Genomic DNA, 1646 nt, shown 5'->3' with positions numbered 1-1646 from the left:
GCGACGGTGGCGGGCCGACCGGCCGAGCTGCCCGGCATGGAGCACATGCTGGGGTTGTTCATCAACACGGTGCCGGTTCGGGTGCGTTTGGATGGTTCCCGGTCGGTGGTGGAGTTGTTGGGTGTGGTGCAGGGGGAGCAGTCGGGGTTGCTGGATCATCAGCATCTTGGGCTGAGTGAGATTCAGCGGTTGGTGGGGCCTGGGGCGGGGTTTGACACTCTGCTGGCGTTCGAGAATTTTCCGGGTGATCCGGATGTGCCGTCGTCGTTGGGTTCGGTGGTGGTCACGGGTGCGGGGATGCGGGAGTCGACCAACTTCGTGCTGGCGCTCGGGGTGGATCCGGCGGAGTTGAGGCTGCGGCTGGACTACCGGCCCGATCTGTTCGATGCGGGTCAGGCGGAGCAGGTTGTGCGCCGGCTGGTGCGGGTGCTGGAGCAGATCGCGGCCGACCCGGAGACCCGGCTCAGCGACATCGATGTACTGGTCGCCGGCGAGCGAGCGCGGGTGGTCGAGGCATGGAACGGTCCTGCTCGGTCGGCAGCGGCGGCATCGTGGTGGGAGCTGTTCGGAGCCCGGGTTGCCGCGGCGCCGAGTGCCGTGGCGGTGCGGTGCGGTTCCGAGACGCTGTCGTACGCAGCGTTGCGCGAGCGGTCGAATCAACTGGGGCGATACCTGCAACGCTCGGGTGTCGGTGCGGAGAGCCGGGTGGGTCTGCGGTTGCCCCGGGGTGTCGACATGGTCGTGGCGGTGCTCGGGGTGTGGCGGGCCGGGGCGGCGTACGTACCGTTGGACCCGGAGTATCCGGCGGATCGGCTGGCGTTCATGGTGGCCGACAGTGGTGCGGCGTTGGTGATCGATGAAGAGTGGCTGGCTGGTGCGGCAGAGGCGATCACGGCCGAGTCCGAGGAGCCGCTGAACGTGCCCTTCGATCCAGATCGTCTGGCGTATGTGATCTACACGTCGGGGTCGACGGGTCGGCCCAAGGGCGTGGCGGTCGCGCACCGTGGCTTGGTGAACCTGGTCGAGGCAGTCGCGCCGGTGCTGGGCGCGGGGCCGGGTGAAGTGACGTTGCAGTTCGCCTCGTTCAGTTTTGACGCGTCCGTAGTGGATGTGGCGGTGACGCTGGCCGGTGGTGGCACGCTGGCGATCGCGACGGCCGAGGAGCGTACGGACGCGCAGGTGTTGGCGGGGATGATCCGTGACTCGGGGGTGACGGTGGCCAGTGTGGTGCCGTCTCTGCTGGGGGTCCTGGACCCGCAGGCGGTGCCGGGCGTCAAGAACTGGGTGCTGGGTGCCGAGCGGCTCAACGCGGACCTCGCGGCGCGCTGGCGTGGGCAGGCAGGCGTGTGGAACACGTACGGTCCGACCGAGGCCACGGTGATGGCGACGGCCGTGGAGATCGCGGAAAGCATCACAGCGGAGGATGCGCCGCCCGCAATAGGCCGGCCGCTTGCCGGTACGAGGGCGTTCGTGCTGGACGAGTTCCTGCGTCCGGCGCCGGTCGGTGTGGTCGGTGAGGTGTATCTGGTCGGTCCGGGCCTGGCGCGTGGGTATCTGGGGCGGGTGGAGCTGACGGCGGAGCGGTTCGTGGCCTGTCCGTTCGTTCCCGGGCAGCGGATGTACCGGACCGGTGACCTGGCGCGGTG

1 protein-coding gene is annotated in these 1646 nt (G+C 69.0%); it reads left to right on the top strand.

Annotation, left to right across the window (positions count from 1 at the left end):
* Window positions 1–36: 36 nt before the first annotated feature.
* Window positions 37–1646 (top strand): non-ribosomal peptide synthetase (locus ACTT8P_RS38255; RefSeq protein WP_442836394.1); only part of this gene is annotated, 1610 nt, incomplete at its 3' end.

Origin of the sequence: Streptomyces sp. JW3 (genome assembly GCF_052216785.1) — a bacterium.
Classification (GTDB): Bacteria; Actinomycetota; Actinomycetes; order Streptomycetales; family Streptomycetaceae; genus Streptomyces.
The sequence above is the reverse complement of the archived record's forward strand: the minus strand, read 5'-3'. Positions and strand labels throughout refer to the sequence as shown.